This is a genomic window from Acidovorax sp. SDU_ACID1 (assembly GCF_045291395.1).
Taxonomy (GTDB): domain Bacteria; phylum Pseudomonadota; class Gammaproteobacteria; order Burkholderiales; family Burkholderiaceae_C; genus MR-S7.
In genome coordinates this window covers 1,918,262-1,933,402 of the sequence record NZ_CP152342.1, presented here as the reverse complement: position 1 = coordinate 1,933,402, position 15,141 = coordinate 1,918,262, and the positions used below count along the sequence as shown (strand labels likewise).

Sequence of the window (15,141 nt, the reverse complement as noted above, 5' to 3'; positions counted from 1 at the left end):
CATGGGTTTCCATCACCCCGCCTTCATCGCCGGTGCCTTCGAGCACCCCACGCGCCATGCGCCGGACAAGTCGGTGGCCCAGCTGCATGCCGAATGCGCCCACGGCGCGCTGGCCGACGCGGGCCTGTCCCTGGACGACGTGGACGGCTACTTCTGCGCCGCCGATGCGCCGGGCGGCATCCCCGCGCTGATGGCCGACTACATGAACCTGCGCCTGCGGCACATCGACGGCACCGAGTCCGGCGGCTGCTCGTACATCGCCCACGTGGGCCACGCCGCCACCGCGATCGCGCAGGGCCGGTGCTCCGTCGCGCTCGTCACCCTGGCCGGCAAGCCGCGCAGCAGCGGCCAGGCCACGGGCACCGAAATCCGCCAGATTCCCCCGGAGCGCCCCGCCGCCCCCTTCGAGCAACCCTACGCGTGGACGGTCGCCGGCATGTACGGCATGCTGGCCCGCCGGCACATGCACGAATACGGCACGACGATGGAGCAGCTGGCGTGGGTCAAGGTCGCCGCATCGCACCATGCCCAGCACAACCCCCATGCGCTGCTGCGAACGGTGTACACCACGGACGACGTGCTCGCCTCTCCCCTGGTGGCCGATCCGCTGCGTCGGCTGGACTGCTGCGTGATCACCGATGGTGGGGGCGCGCTGGTGCTGGTCCACCCGTCCATCGCGCGGTCGCTGAAGCGGCCGCTGGTCGGTGTGCGCGGGTTCGCGGAAACCATCCGCACCAACGAGGCCGGGCGCCTGGACCTGCTGCAGACCGGCGCCGCGGTCACCGGGCCGCGTGCGTTCGCAGAGGCCGGCCTCGCGCCCGCCGACGTGAAGTACGCCTCGGTCTACGACAACTTCACGATCATGGTGGCGCTGCAGCTCGAAGACCTGGGCTTTTGCGCCAAGGGCGAAGGCGGGCGCTTCGTGGCCGACGGCAACCTCATCTCGGGCGTGGGCAAGCTGCCCTGGAACACCGACGGCGGGGGCATGTGCAACAACCACCCGCAGAACCGTGGCGGCATCACCAAGGTCATCGAGGCCGTGCGCCAGCTGCGCGGGGAAGCCCATCCCGCCGTGCAGGTCCCAGGCTGCGACATCGCCCTGGCGAGCGGCCCGGGCCTCGTCATGGGCGCGGGCCACGCCCACGCCACCGTCCTGCTGGAGCGCCTGCCATGAACGATGCCCACGCCCTGGCCGGCGACCCCTACGTCGCCGCCTTCCCCGAAAACCGGCCCTTCTGGGAGGCTGCCGAACAGGGCAGGCTCCTGCTGCCGCACTGTGCAAGCTGCGGCCAGTTCCATTGGCACCCGCGCCCACGCTGCCCCTATTGCCGCTCGGATGCCGTCCGCTGGAAGCAGGCCGGCGGCGAGGGGGTGCTCCACACCTACACCGTCATCCGGCGCCCCGGTGCCTGCTACGTGCTGGCCTACGTGCAGGTGACAGAGGGCCCCTTGCTGATGACCAACATCGTCGATGCGGACCCGGAGCATCTACACATCGGAATGGTGCTGCGCTGCGGTTTCCGCGCGACCGCCGAGGGCCGGCACGCGCCGGTATTCCGGCCCGCATGAATCACAACGAAGGAGACGACCGATGACACCCTTTACACGCCGCCGCCTGCTGCAGGCCCTTGCCGCAGCTGCCGGCACCGGGCCTTTTCACGCCCGCGCGCAAGCCGCCTACCCCTCCAAGCCCGTGCGGCTGATCGTGCCCGCCGCGGCGGGCGGCGCCACCGACATCGTCGGCCGCCTGGTCGCCCACCAGGCCAGCCTCGCCTGGCCGCAGCCCATGGTGGTCGAGAACGTCGCGGGCGGCGGCGGCGTCATCGGCACGCAGGTGGTCGCCCGGGCGGGCGGCGACGGGCACACCCTGCTCATGGGCGCCATCAACCACACCATCAACGCCAGCCTGGTCGGCAAGCTGCCCTACGACAGCGTGAAGGACTTCACCTTCATCGCGCACCTGGTGTCCATTCCCAACGTGCTCGTCGTGCATCCATCGCTCCCGGTGAAGACCCTGGCGGAGTTCATCCAGTACGCGCGCAGCAACGACACGCTGGTGTTCGCGTCCTCCGGCAACGGCACGTCGCAGCACCTCTCCGCCGAGATGTTCCGCATGGAGACCGGCGTCAAATACCAGCACGTCCCCTACAAAGGCGCCGCGCCCGCCACCAACGACCTGCTGGGCGGCCATGTGCACCTGATGTTCGACAACCTGCCCGCCGCGGCCCCCAATATCCGGGCAGGCAAGCTCCGTGCGCTGGCCGTCACCAGCGCCCGGCGCAACCCGGCCTTTCCGGACCTGCCCGCCATCTCGGAAACCGTGCCCGGCTTCGATGTGCGCTCCTGGTTCGGCCTCATGGGCCCCGCGGGCCTGCCCAGGCCGGTCGTCGACAAGCTGCATGCCGAGATGGCGAGGATCTTCGCGCAGCCGGACGTGCTGCGGCGCATCGCCGATATGGGTGCCGAGGCCCAGGTGACCGACCCTGCCGCCTTCACCGCCTATGTGCACCAGGAGATCGAGCGCTGGGCGAAGGTGGTCAAGGCGTCGGGCGCGACAGTGCAGTAGGCGGCATTGCCAGGCGCGCAGGAAGATCAGTCCTGCCGCTTCACCCGCAGCGAACTGCACACCCCCGCCAGCACCGCGCACCCCGCAGCCACCAGCAGCGCCAGCGCCTCCGCGCTGCCGTCGTGCCCCGGCCGCAGAGCGAAGATCGCGGCGAGCACCACCGCGCCCAGTGTCTGCCCCGTGAGCCGCGCCGTGCCCAGCATGCCGCTGGCCGCGCCGCTCCTGTGCAGCGGGGCCGAGGTGACGATGGTGTGGTTGTTGGGCGACTGGAACAGCGCGAAGCCCGCGCCGCACAGGGCCATGCGCCACAGGACGTCCGCGTCCGCCGGCTGCGCTGGCAGCAGGCCCAGGGCCAGCAGGCCGGCCGCGAACACGGCCATGCCGATGCCGCCCAGCAGGCCGTCCGGGTAGCGGCCGATCAGCCGGCCCGCCAGCGGCGCCACCACCGCCGTGGCCAGGGGCCAGGCGGTGATGAGCAGGCCTGCCTGCAGGTGGCTGCGGCCGTAGGACTCCAGCAGCAGGAAGGGCAGCGAGAGAAAGCCCAGCATCTGCGCGCAGAACGCGCCCACGGACGAGGCCATGGACAGCGCGAACACGGGGATGCGCAGCAGGTCAACGGGAAAGAGCGGCGCCGCGCGCCCCCACTGCCGCCACAGGTGCACCGCCCCCACCGCCAGGCCGGCGCACAGCAGCAGCCAGCCCGATGCCCCGCCGCCCTGCCCTGCGGCGCGCACGCCCAGCTGGGCGCCGCCGAGGAACAGCAGGGCGAACATGGCGCCGTTGAGCAGCACGTCCAGCGCGGAAAAGCGCGGCGCCGGGCGCTGCGCCGCCGGGTTGTCGGGCAGCGCCCGGCGGGCGAGCCACCAGGCCAGCAGGCCCAGCGGCAGGTTCATGGCGAACAGCCAGGGCCACGACGCCACCGACAGGATGGCCGCCGCCACCGACGGTCCCGCCATGGATGCGGTGGCCACCACCAGCGAATTGACGGCCATGCCCTGCCCGAGCTGGGCGCGGGGGTAGATGAGCCGCACCAGGGCCGCGTTCACCGCCATCACGCCAGAGGCGCCCAGCCCCTGCAGCGCGCGCGCCGCGACCAGCGCAGGCATGCTGGCCGCCAGCATCGCTCCCACGGAGGCCAGCGCGAAGAGCAGCATGCCCGCCAGGTAGACGCGCCGGTAGCCCAGGCGCTCGCCCAGCGCGGCCAGCGGCAGCAGCGCCACCAGGGTGGCGATCTGGTAGGCGTTGACCACCCACACGCTCTGGGCGGCGCCGGAGCGCAGCTGGCGCGCGATGTCGGGCAGCGCCAGGTTGACGATGCTGCTGTCGAGCACCGCCAGCGTGAGCCCCAGGATGATGACCAGCATCGCCTGCCGGCGCGCGGGCTGCGGCAGGCCGTCGGCCAGGGGCGGCGCACTCACGGTTGACGCCCCTGGGCCGTGTCCTTCGCGGTGCCTCGCGCGATGCGCTGCGTGCCCACCGGGCCCAGCGTGATCCAGGTGAGCGCCACGCCCGCCAGCGCCCCCGTGGCCATGCCCACCACCATGGGCAGGGGCGCGTCGGTGGCGAACAGGCCCACCGCCGCCATGGCGAGGGTGCCGATCAGCATCTGCAGCGTGCCCATGAGGGCGGACGCCGTGCCCGCGATGGCGCCGTGCTCCTCCAGCGCCAGCACGGAGGTTGTGGGAATCACCAGCCCCATCAGCGCGCTGGCGATGAAGTAGAGCACCAGCAGCACGGCCAGCCGGTCGCCGCCCAGCAGGTAGTGCGCCAGCAGGACCAGCATGACCATGCCCGCGCCGCTGGCGGCCGTCTTCACCACCGCCACCATGCCGTAGCGCCGCCCCAGCCGCGCCGTGAACTGCGCGCTGGCGAAGAAGGCCGCCGCGTTGACCGAGAACGCCGCGCTGTACTGCACGGGCGACAGCCCGTAGTGGTTGATCAGCACGAAGGGCGAGCCCGCCAGGTAGACGAAGAAGCCGGCCATGGAGCAGCCGCCGATGCCCACCAGCCCCAGGTAGTGCCAGTCGCGCAGCAGCGTGCCGTAGGAGGATGCCGCGCTGCCCAGGGAGCTTTCCACGCGCTGGGCGGCCGGCCGCGTCTCGTGCAGCGCCCGCTGCACCAGCACCAGCCCGGCCAGCGCCGCCACGGCCACCACCCAGAACACGCCGCGCCAGCCGGTCAGCGCGATCACGCCGCTGCCGGCCAGCGGCGCCAGCAGGGGCGACACGCTGAACACCAGCATCAGCAGCGACATGAGCCGCGCCGCCTCGGTGCCCGTGTGCAGGTCCCGCACCACGGCGCGCGGGATCACCATGCCCGCCGCCGCGCCCAGCCCCTGCACGAAGCGCAGCAGCACCAGCGTGTGCACGTCGGTCGCCAGCGCGCAGCCCACGCTGGCCAGGGTGAACAGGCCCAGCCCGAAGAACAGCGGCGGCCTGCGCCCCACCATGTCCGACACCGGCCCGTAGACCAGCTGGCCCACGCCCAGCGCGAGGAAGAAGGCCGTCAGGCTCCATTGCACCGCCCCCACGTCGGCCCGCAGCGACGCGCCGATGGCCGGCAGCGCCGGCAGGTACATGTCGATGGCGAAGGGGCCGATGGCCGAGAGCAGCCCCAGGATCAGGGCCATGCGGAAGAAGGGGGAAAAAGGCATTCGGCAGATTGTCGCCACATCGGCCGCCCTTCGGCGCCGTGCGGGACAATGCCGCCAGACCCTTGCAAGGACATTCGCCATGCCATTGCCCGCCCTCTCCATGCCATGCCGCCGCTGGGCGGTTGTGCTGACAGCCGCCTTCGCCCTGCCCGCGGGCGCCGCAGGCGATGCCGCCGCGCCCGCGCAGCCCGCGCTGGGCCTGTCGGCCGACGGCACGCTGGTGGTCGACCACCGCGCACGCCTGGCCTGGCCGCGCTGCGTGGAGGGCATGCGCTGGAACGGCAGCACCTGCACGGGCATGGCCCAGCTCTTCACCTATGGCGAGGCGCAGGCGCGGGCCAAGGCGCTCGGCAAGGCCGACGGGGTGCGCTGGCGCCTGCCGCGCGTCAACGAGCTGCGCCGCCTGGTGGACCGCAGCGCCAGGCCGCCCACCATGGACGCCCAGCTCTTCCCCGCCGCGCCGCGCGACTGGCACTGGACGGGCACGGCCAGCGTGAACGCCGCCGCGGTCAACCCCTATGCCTACGGCAACGTGGTGCGCGGCGGCGAGGGGGAAAGCCAGCTGTCCGTGCAGCAGGGCTGGGCGGTGGACATGTCCACCGGCGAGGCACGCGGCGACGTGGGGCGGGCGACGCGCATGGCCGTGCGGCTGGTGCGGCCCGCGCCTTGAACGGGCATGAAAATGGGCTCCAGCGCTTGATGCACAAGCGCTGGCAGCTCTCTTTTTGAATCACTGCGCCCGTAGCGCAGCCTTGAGCTGCAGGCCCACCTCGGGCCGCTCCAGGAACGGATCGGCCGGGTTCTCGATGCGCAGGATGCTCTCCATGCGGCTTTGCACGTTGCCCAGCGCGTGCGGGTGGCTGAACACGTAGAACTGGTCCGCCTGCGCGGCGTCGAACACCTTGCGCGCCACGTCGGCCGCCGTGACCTTGCCGCTGGTGACGGCCTTCTCGATCATCGCCTGGCCGATGAGCTGGCTCTTGGTGGGCTTCTCGCCCTCCATCGCCGCGGGCCGGTTGCGCTCGCTGCGGCCGATGCCGGTGGGCACGAAGTACGGGCACAGCACGCTGGCGCCCACCTGGTCGGTGACCAGGCGCAGGTCCTGGTAGAGCGTCTCGGTCAGGCTCACCACGGCGTGCTTGCTCACGTTGTAGATGCCCATGTTGGGCGGCGTGAGCAGGCCGGCCATGCTGGCGGTGTTGACGATGTGGCCGCGCCAGGCCGGGTCGCGGCGCGCGGCCTCCAGCATCATGGGCGTGAACAGGCGCACGCCGTGGATCACGCCCCAGAGGTTGACCCCCAGCACCCATTCCCAGTCGCGCACGGTGTTCTCCCACACCAGACCGCCCGCGCCCACGCCTGCGTTGTTGAACACGAAGTGCGGCGCGCCGAAGCGGCTCCAGACGGCCTGCGCGAGCTGCTCCATCTGCTGCGCGTCGGACACGTCCACGCGCCGCGCCAGCACCTGGCAGCCGGTGGCCTGCAGTTCGGCGGCGGCCTGGTCCAGCGCGTCCTGCTGCACGTCCACCAGCACCAGGTTCATGCCCTTGCTGGCGCCCAGCCGCGCGCATTCCAGGCCGAAGCCCGAGCCGGCTCCGGTGAGCACGGCGGTTTTTCCCGCGAAGTCGTCGATCATGCTGTCTCTGCCTTTCTCAATACGTATCCGATGCGGGGAAAGTGCACGTGCACCGCGCCCGCGCGCGGATCGGTGCGCGCCAGGGTGTAGCGCGTGCGCGTGGCGGCGACGAGGGTGCCCTCGGTGGGCTCGGTGCCGAAGCTCTCGGCCGCGATGGCCACGCGGCTGCCCAGGGCGATGCCGTGCTCGTCCTGGAAGGCCTCGGGCGGCAGGGGCAGCGGCTCGGCGTTGGCGGCGACGGTGATGGCGTCCGCGGCGCTGAACTTCTCCATGCGGCCCTGGCCCAGCGCGGCGATGCGGTCCATCCATTCGAGCACGGCGGGCGTGGCCGAGAGGATGCCAGCCATCGCCGGCACGCAGGTGCGCGTGAACCACAGCGGGTGGTAGGCGGCGAAGTCGGCCACGCAGGGCTCGGTGCCGAAAAGGAAGTCGTGCTCCTCCACCATGCTGGCGATGCGCCGCAGGTAGGAGCGGTAGGCGGCCGTGGCGTCCTGCGGGCGCAGGCGCGGCATGCCCATGGCGCGCCGGTCGTCGCTGAAGGCCTGGGCCGCCCCCGGCGGCTGGCCGGCGAACAGCGCCTCGGCCGCGCGCGGCTGCAGGTTGTACGCCATGGCCGTCCAGAACAGCGTGGTGTCGGCCCACTGCGCGAACACGCGCGAGACGCCCTTGAGGTGCGGCGGGTACAGCGCGGGCTCGGGCCGCAGGTGTTCGAGCACGTCGCTGATGAGCGCCGTATCGCAGTAGACGTCGGCCCCGATCTGCAGAAAGGGCGTGCGCCGGTAGCCGCCCGTGAGCGCCAGCACGTCGGGCTTGGGCGCCACGCTGGGCACGATGACGGATTTCCACGCGAGCTGCTTGAATCCGAGCATGCAGCGCGCCTTGTGCGCGAAGGGGGACGCGGGGTAGTGGTGCAGGATCGGGGTGGTCATCGGTACGCTCCAGAGCACAGCATTTCCACGTGGGGAATGCCGTCTTCGAGGTATTCGGGCGAGACGGGCGCGAAGCCCAGGGAACCATAGAAGCGCTGCAGGCGCGCCTGCGCGCTGATGCGCACCGCCCTGCCCGGCCAGGCGGCGCGGCAGCGCGCCAGCCCCTCGGCCACCAGCGCGCGGCCCAGGCCGGTGCCGCGCGCCTCGGGCGCGCAGACCACGCGGCCGATGGAAGGCTCCGTGTATTTCACGCCGGGGTCCACCACGCGCAGCGTGGCCAGCAGCGGACCGCCGGCCTCGGCGCGGCCCAGCAGGTGCCAGGCGTGCCTGTCGGCGTCGTCGGGGTCCTGGTAAGGGCCCTGCTCCAGGATGAACACCCGGCAGCGCAGGGCCAGCGCGTCGTGCAGCGCGTGCACGCCCAGGTCGTCGAAGCGCGCCCAGGTCCAGTGCACGGTCACACCAGCTTCACCAACTGCTTGCCGAAGTTCTTTCCCTTGAGCAGGCCCAGGAAGGCCTCGGGCGCGGACGCCAGCCCCAACGCCACGCTCTCGCGCGGGCGCAGCTTGCCGGTGGCGACGAGGCCGCCCAGCTCCTTGAGCGCGTCGGGCCACACCTCCATGTGCTCACTGACGATGAATCCCTGCACCTTCATGCGGTTGATGAGGATGAGCGCGGGGTTCTGCAGCGGCAGCGGCTGGCCGTCGTAGCCGGCGATCATGCCGCACACGGCCACGCGCGCGAAGGCGTTGGCGCGCAGCAGCACGGCGTCGAGGATGGTGCCACCCACGTTCTCGAAGTAGCCGTCGATGCCGTCGGGGCAGGCATCCTTGAGCGCCCTGGACATGGCTTTCAGGTCGCCGTGTTCGCGGTGGTCGATGCAGGCGTCGAAGCCCAGTTCCTCGGTCACGTAGCGGCACTTGTCCGGCCCGCCCGCGATGCCGACCACCCGGCAGCCGCGCGCCTTGGCCAGCGCGCCGAAGGCGCTGCCCACGGCGCCCGAGGCGGCACTCACCACCATGGTCTCGCCGGCCCGGGGCTCGATGATCTTGACCAGGCCGTACCACGCCGTCACGCCGGGCATGCCCACGGCGCCCAGGTAGTGCGACAGCGGCACGTGGGTGGTGTCCACCTTGCGCAGCATGCCGGGCGCATTGCCGTCGACCACGCTCCATTCCTGCCAGCCGCCCATGCCCACGACCTTGTCGCCCACGGCGAACCTGGGGTGGCGGCTCTCGGCCACCTCGCCCACGGTGCCGCCGATCATCACCTCGCCCAGCGGCTGGCTGGCGGCATAGCTCTTGCTGTCGTTCATGCGCCCGCGCATGTACGGATCCAGGCTCAGGTAGTGGTGGCGCACGAGCACCTGGCCGTCCTGCAGCGGCGGCGTGTCGGTGGCGGCGAGCCGGAAGTTGCCGGCCGTGGCTTCGCCCTGCGGGCGGTTGTCGAGCAGGATCTGCTGGTTGCGTGGCATGGCGGTGTCTCCGGTTGATTCACTATGGTTTCAATAGCTGCCTGCGCTTTCCTGTCAAGCGCTAGAGGCCGATTTGGCTTGTATTTCAGTCCGTGGGCACGGAGGCGCCTTCGCGCGCGGCCTTGGGCACGTACTTGAAGGTGCCCGTGGCGTGGCTGCACATGCGGCCTTCGGCGTCGTAGATGGCGCCTTCGGCAAAGGCCAGCGAGCGCGTGCGGTGCAGCCGCCGCCCCTTGGCGACCAGCGGGCCGCGCGCGGGGTGCATGAAGCTGGCCTTCATCTCGACGGTGACCACGCCCTGGTCCGGCGTGTCGCTGCGCGCGGCCGTGGCCAGGGCCACGTCCAGCAGCGTCATCGTGGCGCCGCCGTGGGTGACGCCGTAGGAGTTCAGGTGCTCGGGCCGGGCCTCGTAGTGCAGCTCGGACGTGCCGCCCTGCATGTGGCGCAGGGAGAAGCCCAGCTCGTGGACGAAGGGGATGTTGGCACCGAAATCCAGCACGGGCGGCTCCTCAAAAGCAGGTGATGCGCAAGGATAGCCTCAGCCGCCGATGATCGCGCTCACCCCGCCGTCCACCGCCAGCCACTGGCCGGTGATGTGCTTGCCCGCCTCGCTGGCGTACAGCAGGGTGATGCCCTTCAGGTCTTCGTCGTCGCCCAGGCGGCGCAGCGGCGCGTGCGCGGCCATCTTCTCCTCGCCCATGGTCTCGATGAGCACCGTGGCCATCTTGGTCTTGAAGAAGCCGGGGCAGATCGCGTTCACGCCGATACCGTACACGCCCCACTCGCCCGCCAGCGCGCGCGTGAAGTTGATGACCGCGCCCTTGGAGGTGTTGTAGGCGATGGTCTTCATCTCCAGCGGGTTGCCCGCCAGCCCAGCGATGGAGGCCACGTTGATGATGCGGCCCGCGCGGCGCGGGATCATGCTGCGCTTGGCGATGGCCTGCGACAGCAGGAAATAGCCGCGCACGTTGAGGTTCATCACCTTGTCCCAGGCCGCGGCGGGGTAGTCCTCGGCCGCGGCGCCCCAGCTGGCGCCGGCGTTGTTGACGAGGATGTCCACGTCGCCCACGCGCTGCAGCGTCTCGGCGGCCAGACGCTGGATGTCGTCCTCCCTGGCGCAGTCGGCGGCGATCCAGCGCGCGTCGATGCCGGCGGCCTGCAACTCGGCCACGGCCTGCTCCAGGTCCTCTGCCTTGCGCGAACTCACCACCACCCGCGCGCCCGCCTCGCCCAGCGCATGCGCCATCTGCAGGCCCAGGCCGCGCGAGCCGCCGGTGACGAGGGCGGTCTTGCCGGAGAGGTCGAAAAGTTGCTGCACGGTACGGGCCATGGATGCGTCTCCCAGAATGAAAAAGCGGTAAAGGGCGATTGTGGCCACACAGCTCCAAGGCCCGCTGTCGCCTGTGCGATTCGCGCGCCCGCGCCCCGGGCGCGCCGGGGCCGGTGGGATAATCGCGCCCCATGAGCATCACCCCTAAGAGTGCCGAGGACATCGCAGGCATGCGCGAGGCCTGCCGCATGGCGTCGGAGGTACTGGACTACATCACGCCCCACATCCGCCCCGGCATGACCACCAACGACGTGGACCGCCTCGCCGCGGAATGCATGGCCCGCCAGGGCAGCCGCTCGGCCACGCTGGGCTACCAGCCGCCGGGCTACCCGCCCTACCCCAAGTCGCTGTGCACCTCGATCAACAACGTGGTCTGCCACGGCATCCCGAACGACAAGCCCCTGAAGAAGGGCGACATCATGAACGTGGACGTCACCGTCATCTCCCAGGACGGGTGGTACGGCGACACCAGCCGCATGTTCCTGATCGGCGAGTGCTCGATCGCGGCCAAGCGGCTGTGCCAGCTCACCTATGAGTCGATGTGGCTGGGCATCCAGCAGGTCAAGCCCGGCGCGCGCCTGGGCGACGTGGGCCACGCCATCCAGAAGTTCGCCGAAGGCCACGGCCTGTCGGTGGTGCGCGAGTTCTGCGGCCACGGCATCGGCAAGAAGTTCCACGAGGAACCGCAGGTGCTGCATTACGGCCGCCCCGGCACGGGCGAGGAGCTGGTGCCCGGCATGACCTTCACCATCGAGCCCATGCTCAACATCGGCCGCCGCGAGGTCAAGGAGCACGGCAACGACGGCTGGACCATCGTCACCAAGGACCACAGCCTCTCGGCCCAGTGGGAGCACACGGTGCTGGTCACCGAGACCGGCTTCGACGTGCTGACGCTGTCGGCCGGCTACCCCGCCCTGCCCTCCTTCGTGACCGCCACTGCCACCTGAGGGGAGGCGCGCACGGTTCTTGCTGGTTTTTCGTCGATGAACCCTGCCACCCCTTCTTCTGCCTGCGCACGTCCCGACCTGGCACCGCTGCACGCCCTGCGTGACTGCTACCGCCAGGACAAGGCGGCGCTGCTGGCCACGCTGCAGGGCAGCGGCGCCTCCACACGCGGCATCCGCAGCCTGCTGCGCGCGCTCTCCACCCTGGCCGACCGCCTGCTGTGCCAGCTCTGGCGCCGCGCCGGGCTGCCCGAGGCCATGGCCCTGGTGGCGGTGGGCGGCTATGGCCGCGCGCAGCTCTTTCCCTATTCCGACGTGGACGTGCTGGTGCTGCTGCCGGACGATGCCGAGGTGCCGCGCGCGGCCATCGAGGCGTTCATCGGCAGCTGCTGGGACGCGGGCCTGGAGATCGGCTCCAGCGTGCGCACCGTGGCCGAATGCCTGAGCGAGGCCGCCGCCGACGTGACGGTGCAGACCTCGCTGCTCGAATCGCGCCTGCTGTGCGGCAGCGCCACGCTGTTCGCGGGCTTCCGCCAGCGCTACGACGCGCAGATGGACCCGCGCGCCTTCCTCACCGCCAAGACGCTGGAGATGCGCCAGCGCCACACCAAGTACGAGAACACGCCCTACGCGCTGGAGCCCAACTGCAAGGAATCGCCCGGCGGGCTGCGCGACCTGCAGCTCATCCTGTGGGTGGCGCGCGCCGCCGGCCTGGGCGGCACCTGGCGCGCGCTGGCGGAAAGCGGGCTGGCCACGCCTTTCGAGGTGCGCCAGATCGAGCGCAACGAGGCGCTGCTGTTCCTCATCCGCGCGCGCCTGCACGCGCTGGCGGGACGGGGCGAGGACCGGCTGGTATTCGATTTGCAGACCGCCGTGGCCGAGTCCTTCGGCTACCGCTCCACCGCGCCCGACGGCAAGCGCCTGGCCATGCGCGCCAGCGAGACGCTGATGCGCCGCTACTACTGGGCCGCCAAGGCCGTCTCGCAGCTCACGCAGATCCTGCTGCTGGGCATCGAGGAGCGGCTCAACCCGCAGGCGCACGAGCTGCGCCCGATCAACGCGCGCTTCTTCGAGAAGGCCGGGCTGATCGAGGTGGCCAGCGACGACCTTTACGAGAGAGACCCGCACGCCGTCCTCGAGACCTTCCTGCTCTACGAGACCACCATGGGCCTGAAGGACCTGTCCGCCCGCACGCTGCGCGCGCTCTACAACGCGCGCGGCGTGATGGACAGCGCCTTCCGCCGCGACCCCGCCAACCGCGCCACGTTCATGCAGATCCTGCAGCAGCCCGCCGGCATCACGCACGCCATGCGGCTCATGAACCAGACCTCGGTGCTCGGGCGCTACCTCTGGCCGTTCCGACGCATCGTGGGGCAGATGCAGCACGACCTGTTCCACGTCTACACCGTGGACCAGCACATCCTCATGGTGCTGCGCAACGTGCGGCGCTTCTTCATGGCCGAGCATGCGCACGAATACCCCTCGTGTTCGCAGCTCGCCGCGGGCTGGGACAAGCCCTGGATCCTCTACGTCGCCGCGCTGTTCCATGACATCGGCAAGGGCCGCGGCGGCGACCATTCGGTGATCGGCGCCATGGAGGCGCGGCGCTTCTGCCGCCAGCACGCGCCCTACGGCATCGGGCGCGAGGACGCCAGGCTCATCGAATTCCTCGTCGCCGAGCACCTCACCATGAGCCAAGTGGCGCAGAAGCAGGACCTGTCCGACCCCGACGTGATCGCCGCCTTCGCGCGGCGCGTGCGCAACGAGCGCTACCTGACGGCGCTGTACCTGCTCACCGTGGCCGACATCCGCGGCACCTCGCCCAAGGTGTGGAACGCCTGGAAGGGCAAGTTGCTGGAGGACCTCTACCACGCCACGCTGCGCGTGCTGGGCGGGCGCGCGCCCGATGCCGCCGCCGAGATCGAGGCGCGCAAGCGCGAGGCCAAGGTGGCCCTGGCCCTGAGCGCCCTGCCGCACGAGGTGCACAAGAAACTCTGGGACACGCTGCACGTGAGCTACTTCATGCGCCACGACGCGGCCGACATCGCCTGGCACACGCGCCACCTCTCGCGCTACGTGGGCGCGGACAAGACCGTGGTGCGCGCGCGCCAGTCGCTGGCCGGCGAAGGGCTGCAGGTGCTGGTGTACGCGCCCGACCAGCCGGACCTGTTCGCGCGCATCTGCGGCTACTTCGACCGCGCGGGCTTCTCCATCCTGGACGCGCGCGTGCACACCGCCACCAACGGCTATGCGCTGGACACCTTCCAGGTCGTCGCGTCCGAGCAGCCCGGCGCCTACCGCGAACTGATCCACCTGGTGGAAAACGACCTGTTGCGCGCCATCGAGGACCGCGGCGCCCTGCCCGAGCCCGCGCGCCGGCGCGTCTCGCGCCGGGTCAAGAGCTTTCCCATCGCCCCGCGCGTCACGCTGCGGCCCGACGAGAAGGCTCAGCGCTGGCTCATCAGCATCTCGGCCAGCGACCGCGCTGGCCTGCTGTACGTGGTGGCGCGCGTGCTCTCGCGCCATGGCCTCAGCGTGCAGCTGGCCAAGGTCAGCACGCTGGGCGAGCGGGTGGAAGATACCTTCCTCGTCCAGGGCGCCGAGTTGCAGAGCAACGCCGCGCAGATCCGCCTGGAGACCGAGCTGCTGCAGGCGCTGGCGGACCAGTAGCTATTCTTTCAATAGCTGCTCGCGCTTATCGGACAAGCGCTGGAGGCCATTTTTACTGGTACCTCAGCAGGGCTGCAGCTCCGCCAGTCCGTGGCTGAGCACCGGCACCGCGCGCTCGCGCGCCCACAGCTCGAACTGCACCTGCTGCGGTCCGTGCCACAGGCGAGCCTGCAACGTCTCGCCCGGGAACACGGGCGCGGAGAACCGCGCCGCGATGGCGGACAGCCGGGTGCCGTCCCCCAGCCCGCCGGCCCTCAGGATCGCCCGTGCCGCCATGCCGTAGGTACACAGGCCGTGCAGGATGGGCCGGTCGAAGCCGGCTTCGCGCGCAGCCTGCGGCAGCACGTGGATGGGGTTGCGGTCGCCGCCCAGCCGGTAGAGCAGCGCCGCGTTGGGCAAGGTGGGCATGTCCAGGGTCTGGTCCGGGACACGCCGGGGTGCGCAGCGCAAGGGCTCCAGCGGTACGTCGCCGGGCTGCGCAGTGGTGGCGAATCCGCCGTCCGCCCGGCAGAACAGCACCTGCTGCGCCGTGGCCAGCGGCGCACCGCCCGGGGCATGCGCCCAGTCCTGCTGCACCACGACCAGGGCGCCGCGGCCCGCCCCCTTGTCCACCACGCGGCTGATGCGCGCCCGGCAGGTCAGCTCGGCGCCCGGCGGCACCGCGCCATGGAAGCGCATGCGCTGCTCGCCGTGCAGCATCTGCAGCCACTGGATGCCCGAGCGCGGGTCGCGGAACCACGCGCCCGAGCCTCCCATGGTGGACAGAAAGGTGGGCACGACGCGCAGGCCCTCCTCGTAGGCGTACTGCAGGTCCTGCGCATCCAGCGGGTCCTGGGCCATGCCCAGGCTGAGCGCGTAGCGGATGCAGTCGTTGGCGCCATAGCGCACGGCCGCTTCCTGGAAGGGCCACTGGCGCAGGTTCTGGTAGTCGATGGGCATGGA

Annotated in this window: 15 protein-coding genes; 6 read left to right on the top strand and 9 right to left on the bottom strand. The window is 71.1% G+C overall.

What is annotated here, in order from left to right; all coding sequences use genetic code 11:
* Position 1 precedes the first annotated feature (1 nt).
* Genes AAG689_RS09500 through AAG689_RS09490 form a run of 3 tightly spaced genes read left to right on the top strand, consistent with a single transcriptional unit; the run spans position 2 to position 2,566 of the window.
* Positions 2-1,174, top strand: a complete 1,173-nt coding sequence (locus AAG689_RS09500; protein ID WP_406625725.1) for a thiolase domain-containing protein — start codon at positions 2-4, stop codon at positions 1,172-1,174.
* Positions 1,171-1,569, top strand: coding sequence for a Zn-ribbon domain-containing OB-fold protein (locus AAG689_RS09495; RefSeq protein ID WP_020228175.1), 399 nt, complete (start codon positions 1,171-1,173; stop codon positions 1,567-1,569). The genes AAG689_RS09500 and AAG689_RS09495 overlap by 4 nt, the downstream gene beginning before the upstream one ends.
* Before the next feature lie 22 nt (positions 1,570-1,591).
* Positions 1,592-2,566: a Bug family tripartite tricarboxylate transporter substrate binding protein gene (locus tag AAG689_RS09490; RefSeq protein ID WP_406625724.1), complete on the top strand. Its 975-nt coding sequence runs from the start codon at positions 1,592-1,594 to the stop codon at positions 2,564-2,566.
* A 26-nt stretch (positions 2,567-2,592) separates the two neighbouring features.
* Here the strand turns inward: AAG689_RS09490 and AAG689_RS09485 are convergent, their stop codons facing one another.
* Together AAG689_RS09485 and AAG689_RS09480 are read right to left on the bottom strand one after the other, a co-directional pair.
* Positions 2,593-3,930: an MFS transporter gene (locus AAG689_RS09485; RefSeq protein WP_144425069.1), complete on the bottom strand. Its 1,338-nt coding sequence runs from the start codon at positions 3,928-3,930 to the stop codon at positions 2,593-2,595.
* A 50-nt stretch (positions 3,931-3,980) separates the two neighbouring features.
* Positions 3,981-5,219: a multidrug effflux MFS transporter gene (locus AAG689_RS09480; protein WP_406625723.1), complete on the bottom strand. Its 1,239-nt coding sequence runs from the start codon at positions 5,217-5,219 to the stop codon at positions 3,981-3,983.
* 79 nt (positions 5,220-5,298) lie between these two features.
* Between AAG689_RS09480 and AAG689_RS09475 the strand changes: the two genes are divergently transcribed.
* Positions 5,299-5,889 (top strand): DUF1566 domain-containing protein, encoded by a 591-nt coding sequence (locus AAG689_RS09475; RefSeq protein ID WP_406625722.1) that lies wholly within the window; start codon positions 5,299-5,301, stop codon positions 5,887-5,889.
* A gap of 60 nt (positions 5,890-5,949) precedes the next feature.
* Here the strand turns inward: AAG689_RS09475 and AAG689_RS09470 are convergent, their stop codons facing one another.
* The 6 genes from AAG689_RS09470 to AAG689_RS09445 all read right to left on the bottom strand — a co-directional run bounded on the left by AAG689_RS09470 (position 5,950) and on the right by AAG689_RS09445 (position 10,585).
* The gene (locus AAG689_RS09470; RefSeq protein WP_406625721.1) at positions 5,950-6,855 is read right to left on the bottom strand and encodes an SDR family oxidoreductase; all 906 of its coding nucleotides are present in this window, start codon (positions 6,853-6,855) and stop codon (positions 5,950-5,952) included.
* Entirely contained in the window at positions 6,852-7,784 is a 933-nt protein-coding gene (locus AAG689_RS09465) for a glutathione S-transferase family protein (protein ID WP_406625720.1), read from the bottom strand. Before AAG689_RS09465 ends, AAG689_RS09470 begins: the two co-directional genes overlap by 4 nt.
* The gene (locus AAG689_RS09460) at positions 7,781-8,242 is read right to left on the bottom strand and encodes a GNAT family N-acetyltransferase (protein ID WP_406625719.1); all 462 of its coding nucleotides are present in this window, start codon (positions 8,240-8,242) and stop codon (positions 7,781-7,783) included. The genes AAG689_RS09465 and AAG689_RS09460 overlap by 4 nt, the downstream gene beginning before the upstream one ends.
* Positions 8,239-9,255, bottom strand: a complete 1,017-nt coding sequence (locus tag AAG689_RS09455) for an NADP-dependent oxidoreductase (RefSeq protein ID WP_406625718.1) — start codon at positions 9,253-9,255, stop codon at positions 8,239-8,241. Before AAG689_RS09455 ends, AAG689_RS09460 begins: the two co-directional genes overlap by 4 nt.
* A gap of 85 nt (positions 9,256-9,340) precedes the next feature.
* Complete coding sequence (locus AAG689_RS09450; RefSeq protein ID WP_406625717.1) at positions 9,341-9,754, bottom strand: PaaI family thioesterase; 414 nt, start codon at positions 9,752-9,754, stop codon at positions 9,341-9,343.
* A 39-nt stretch (positions 9,755-9,793) separates the two neighbouring features.
* Positions 9,794-10,585, bottom strand: a complete 792-nt coding sequence (locus AAG689_RS09445) for an SDR family oxidoreductase (RefSeq protein WP_406625716.1) — start codon at positions 10,583-10,585, stop codon at positions 9,794-9,796.
* A gap of 131 nt (positions 10,586-10,716) precedes the next feature.
* On the opposite strand from AAG689_RS09445, the gene map reads away from it, so the two are divergent.
* The gene (gene map / locus AAG689_RS09440) at positions 10,717-11,532 is read left to right on the top strand and encodes a type I methionyl aminopeptidase (protein ID WP_406625715.1); all 816 of its coding nucleotides are present in this window, start codon (positions 10,717-10,719) and stop codon (positions 11,530-11,532) included.
* Between the two features lie 36 nt (positions 11,533-11,568).
* Positions 11,569-14,199 carry a [protein-PII] uridylyltransferase gene (locus AAG689_RS09435; protein ID WP_406625714.1) on the top strand — a complete coding sequence of 877 codons (2,631 nt, stop codon included), beginning with the start codon at positions 11,569-11,571 and terminating at the stop codon, positions 14,197-14,199.
* Positions 14,200-14,262: 63 nt separating this feature from the next.
* Here AAG689_RS09435 and AAG689_RS09430 read toward each other — a convergent pair whose 3' ends face one another.
* Positions 14,263-15,138, bottom strand: a complete 876-nt coding sequence (locus tag AAG689_RS09430) for a MaoC/PaaZ C-terminal domain-containing protein (protein WP_406625713.1) — start codon at positions 15,136-15,138, stop codon at positions 14,263-14,265.
* Positions 15,139-15,141: the final 3 nt, after the last annotated feature.

Coding starts and splice junctions, on each gene's coding strand:
- AAG689_RS09475 (WP_406625722.1), top strand. CDS start 5,299: ATGCCATTGCCCGCCCTCTCCATGCCATGCCGCCGCTGGGCGGTTGTG.
- AAG689_RS09430 (WP_406625713.1), bottom strand. CDS start 15,138: ATGCCCATCGACTACCAGAACCTGCGCCAGTGGCCCTTCCAGGAAGCG.
- AAG689_RS09480 (WP_406625723.1), bottom strand. CDS start 5,219: ATGCCTTTTTCCCCCTTCTTCCGCATGGCCCTGATCCTGGGGCTGCTC.
- AAG689_RS09465 (WP_406625720.1), bottom strand. CDS start 7,784: ATGACCACCCCGATCCTGCACCACTACCCCGCGTCCCCCTTCGCGCAC.
- AAG689_RS09500 (WP_406625725.1), top strand. CDS start 2: ATGGGTTTCCATCACCCCGCCTTCATCGCCGGTGCCTTCGAGCACCCC.
- AAG689_RS09495 (WP_020228175.1), top strand. CDS start 1,171: ATGAACGATGCCCACGCCCTGGCCGGCGACCCCTACGTCGCCGCCTTC.
- AAG689_RS09470 (WP_406625721.1), bottom strand. CDS start 6,855: ATGATCGACGACTTCGCGGGAAAAACCGCCGTGCTCACCGGAGCCGGC.
- map (WP_406625715.1), top strand. CDS start 10,717: ATGAGCATCACCCCTAAGAGTGCCGAGGACATCGCAGGCATGCGCGAG.
- AAG689_RS09435 (WP_406625714.1), top strand. CDS start 11,569: ATGAACCCTGCCACCCCTTCTTCTGCCTGCGCACGTCCCGACCTGGCA.
- AAG689_RS09455 (WP_406625718.1), bottom strand. CDS start 9,255: ATGCCACGCAACCAGCAGATCCTGCTCGACAACCGCCCGCAGGGCGAA.
- AAG689_RS09485 (WP_144425069.1), bottom strand. CDS start 3,930: ATGCTGGTCATCATCCTGGGGCTCACGCTGGCGGTGCTCGACAGCAGC.
- AAG689_RS09490 (WP_406625724.1), top strand. CDS start 1,592: ATGACACCCTTTACACGCCGCCGCCTGCTGCAGGCCCTTGCCGCAGCT.
- AAG689_RS09445 (WP_406625716.1), bottom strand. CDS start 10,585: ATGGCCCGTACCGTGCAGCAACTTTTCGACCTCTCCGGCAAGACCGCC.